The organism is Rhodocytophaga aerolata (assembly GCF_030503435.1).
GTDB classification, from domain to species: domain Bacteria; phylum Bacteroidota; class Bacteroidia; order Cytophagales; family 172606-1; genus Rhodocytophaga; species Rhodocytophaga aerolata.
Genome location: NZ_JAUKPO010000111.1, coordinates 1 through 3,983, shown reverse-complemented (window position 1 = coordinate 3,983; position 3,983 = coordinate 1). Strand labels below are relative to the sequence as shown.

Sequence of the window (3,983 nt, the reverse complement as noted above, 5' to 3'; positions counted from 1 at the left end):
GCTCTAAATCAATAAAAGCCTTTTCCCTTTTTTCTCCGGTTAATGGCAATTAATGGACACCGCTACACGCCGGCCTCGCCTTTTGCGTCAGCCCGTGCGTTCAGCGGCGGGCTGGCCGAAGTAGCCGATGTTGTATGCTGGCTTTTCATTTCCCTTTCATTTCTTTCCATTTGCCCGATATGTCTTTGAGCATGTTTAGCAAGGAAGTAGATGTACTCATAAACATCTATTTTTCCCAAGTTATTTACACTCATCGTCGTCCGGTAAAGTACGCCTTCTCCATTGGGCATAGAGTCCAGGTAAGCCATACATTTTTCTTTTTGTTCCCGGATTGTATTCCGAATAGCTGCAAGCGAAACTTGTCCTGTTGGTTCCATGTGCTGGGGACGTATCCACGCAAATGATTTGTAAATACCTATCTCGTCTAATTTATCCCGCTCAAATACATAATTCTCAAGCTCTGCTGTTAAATCAAGTCCATTAGTATTCTTAAGTGCTTTGGTTGTCCCTTTATCAATCAGCTTTAGTAAAAAGTGGCTGGTAAGGGAAATGTGTTCCAAAATCTCATTAATAGTCCACCCATTGTTAATTGGCCGGTAAGTACGTACCTCCTCTGGCTTATCAAACCACTCGTCCACTTCTGCAAACACAGAGGAAAGTGTATTCCTTATTTCTTGAATTAACTTATGGATGTTCATTTTCTTTTTTTGCTAGCATACAACATATGGATAAACACAGCTTATCTGTTTGAGGTGTGTTTATTTCTTTTATATCCACCACTCTTCTAGGGTAACTGCAAAAGCAGCTTTTATACGTGTGTCATTTCGGTTCAAAGCCCAATTAAGGCAATTTTAGCCTCCTTTCTCGGCTATGGAGAAGAAAAAGACTCTTCTCCTGCCCTTCTTTAATATACGATACTTTTACTCATTCACCAATTGCTATTCATCAATTTTAGGCCGCTTTAGAAGAACTCAATGTCTTTTTGTTACTTTTTACCTAATACTTGTTTTGATGATCTTAAAACTCCCTTTTAAAGGAGGATTATTTGTACTTTTTGAATTGTGTTTATTCGCAAATTTCCAGGAATAAACACAAGTGCATGATCAAATACACCTACCTTTTAGCTTTCTTGACACCCATAAGAGTCCTTTCAGGCTCTTATGGGTGTCAAGATGAAAATTTGCTTTATCTATTTATGGCTATGTTACATGATACTATTGATTACATTTATCTAATATGTTGATTATAAACATTGTACACGCAAAAGTATCTGTATAGAAAAAGTACAATGATGGTTTTAGCAACCAAAATGGTCATAAATTGGATTATGGTTGGTTTTGTTGGACATCACCTCTTATGTTAAATAGAAATCTAGCAATTTAACAGGAGGTGAGTATTACTTATTGGAAGGAAATTCCGGAGAGAAATACAAAAATAGGGTTAACGGTTTGGATATTCACGACGCTATGTCTCTTTATAAGAGTTCTGTGGGTGAGCAGGCCGGTGGTCGTAGGCTATGTGGTGTTGGCTGAAGGATTTATTGCTCAGCGGGATGCTTACGCTGTAATTGACTGCAGTACTGTATTACCTGAATCAAGTCTTGTTTGCTTTTAAAGTTTATTGATTGTTCTTGGATATATTGCTTAATGGGCCTGTGATAGCCTGGAAAAAGTTTGAAGAGGTTGGATTTTTTGGCTTCATAAAATCGCTGATTTTTATCCATGAGATAAAAGGATACTTGCCGGGAGAGCAGAACTAAATTGGGAACTGGTTGATAATAGAGCTGTTCATTACTCGGCTTCGGTCCTACATACCTTTCAGCCACGGTGCCCTGGGAATCTCCCGTATTGAAAATAGGAGAAACCACCTGGCTAGCCCCTTGATAGCCACTTGAAGGTTCGCCCTTTATAATCTTGATAATCTGTTTTTCAACAGGTTTTACCGGGTAGGTATCACTCAAGGCTAACAGGTAACCCGTTCTAGGCAGGTAATAAAATACATCCTCTCCCACTTGAATGCTCTTTACTAACGGATCATCCACCATGGCAAGGGTATCTCCCTTTGGTCCAATAAAATGCATCTCTCCTGGTAAGTAGCTGTAGTTAAGCATCAGAGAAGCGGTTTGTCCGTTATGATAAATTACCCTGGCAGGTTTGAACTGCCCGTAGTGCATTCGCTCAGCAGCCGGGATAACCTGAGTCACGATTTCTCCCGTGTGAACGATGTACTTTTGTCTGTGCTGTGCCTGTAGACAGGCATGAATAGAAAACCAGTTTAACGCAAATAGCAGGAGGTATTTCATAGGGAGAGTTGCCATTTTACTTTCTAACTAATCAAAATTTGTGGGCCATACGCTATCATTTATTTTCTTTTACCGCCAACGAACCAAGCGCACCCGAGGGCATGCCTTCATGCTGAGCATTGCGCGTGGGCAGGCTGGTGGTCATCTGTGAAGGGTGTTATGGGCTGGCCATTCCTGCGTTTTTTTCTTAAAACGTGTATTTACCTATTCCATACCTCTTGTAAGCTACTTACTAAGCCATTCGATTGCCTTTTGCACAGATGTGACCGCAGGTAGCAATTCGTCAGGTTGCACGGCATTGCCATATGCCTTTTTATTGCGATCTGCCATTACTCCAACGGTTAAAGCGAGTCGGGCTCCATCACTAAGCATCATGGGAGCGTTAGCCGTCGAAAGCCCACAGGTTGGAAAACCAAAGCTGCGCGTGTTGGGTCTGCCAATAAAGGCAATGGCAAGGGCTTCTCCTGAACTGGAAGTTAGTCGGTTGGTTAAAACGGCTACTTTCGGATTTGGATTCCTTAACACATACGGATTGGGAACTGAACTAATAATAGATTGACCGGATTTAGCCGCACCTTTTTCATAGGACCAAGGATAATAATTACCATCCGGATCCATAAAATAGCCAGCTATTCCTTCCCCTAAAATGGGCCCTATTCCTACTAGCCCCGAAAACATGTCAAGTGAAAGGGCTCTTAGATCAATAATCCAAGCTTGAATTTGATCACTGTCTTGGGCTTTGATGCTGTCCTGCAAAGCTTGGGCGTATTCCTGCCCAAACAGTCCGTATTTTACCCCTTTGGCATCATAGCCTCCACTGGGTGGAACTTGAATGTAGCCAATAGTAGGGGGGTGAAGTACGGAGGTTGGAGCAGCATCTGTGCAGTGAACTGAAGTGGTAGGAAAGAGTTGGATGCCGCCTGTAGCAGCCGTATAAAAACTATGATTATCCCCAAGCAGAGTTAAGGCAAGTTGAATAGAGGGATGGGTATCAGCGATCGTTTGAGCTCCTTGAGCCTTGGTATAAACTTTATTTTTGAACAAATCCCAATCAATGGTTTTTCGATTTACTGAGTAGATTTGCATAATCCCGATTACTTCATCTAGATAGGCTTGTGCCTGTGCAGAAGTAGCTTTAGGCTCTTGATCTTTTTTACAGCTCATCAGCAGAACTGCTATAAATAATAACCAAACGTAGGGTTGTCTCATAGAATGGATTACAGGGATTTGTTAAAAGTTTCTAGCAATTAAACAAAAAATCTTCCATTATTTATAAGATTAGTTATATTTTTTTCTTCTGATTGCCTATGGCAAGTAACTAAACGCAATTGTTATTAACAGTTGCGTTTAGCCACCTATATAGAGGAATATAGGCAACTATTGGTAAAAATAACCTTGATGAAAAGACCTTATAGGGAGGTCTAGTCCTAGAATAGCTTTACAGGGTTGAAGATAATTTGTTTCCATTAATTAGCATTCGTCATTACTCGTCTTTTTGTACTATTGGTAGACCATCGTTTGTTAAGTATGCCTCCTACACAATGAGCCCGAGCAGGGGTCAAGTAGTCACAGCTGGCATGAGGACGTAAGTGATTATAGGCATAGATGGCTTTTGCGATACCTTCCTGAGCCAAAGGGAAAGAAAGGAAACCGCGGCAGTAAAATTCATTTTTAATTGTGC

Annotated in this window: 4 protein-coding genes; all 4 read right to left on the bottom strand. The window is 41.0% G+C overall.

Translation table 11 applies throughout. From position 1 onward, the window contains the following. Positions 1 to 62: 62 nt before the first annotated feature. Positions 63 to 698 (bottom strand): DinB family protein, encoded by a 636-nt coding sequence (locus Q0590_RS36800; protein WP_302042682.1) that lies wholly within the window; start codon positions 696 to 698, stop codon positions 63 to 65. A gap of 839 nt (positions 699 to 1,537) precedes the next feature. Then, on the bottom strand, positions 1,538 to 2,302 hold the full coding sequence (locus tag Q0590_RS36795; protein WP_302042681.1) for a hypothetical protein: 765 nt from the start codon (positions 2,300 to 2,302) through the stop codon (positions 1,538 to 1,540). A gap of 225 nt (positions 2,303 to 2,527) precedes the next feature. Continuing rightward, positions 2,528 to 3,511, bottom strand: coding sequence for a S41 family peptidase (locus Q0590_RS36790; protein ID WP_302042680.1), 984 nt, complete (start codon positions 3,509 to 3,511; stop codon positions 2,528 to 2,530). Positions 3,512 to 3,768: 257 nt separating this feature from the next. Continuing rightward, a partial coding sequence (locus Q0590_RS36785) for an integrase core domain-containing protein (protein WP_302042679.1) occupies positions 3,769 to 3,983 on the bottom strand: 215 nt, incomplete at its 5' end.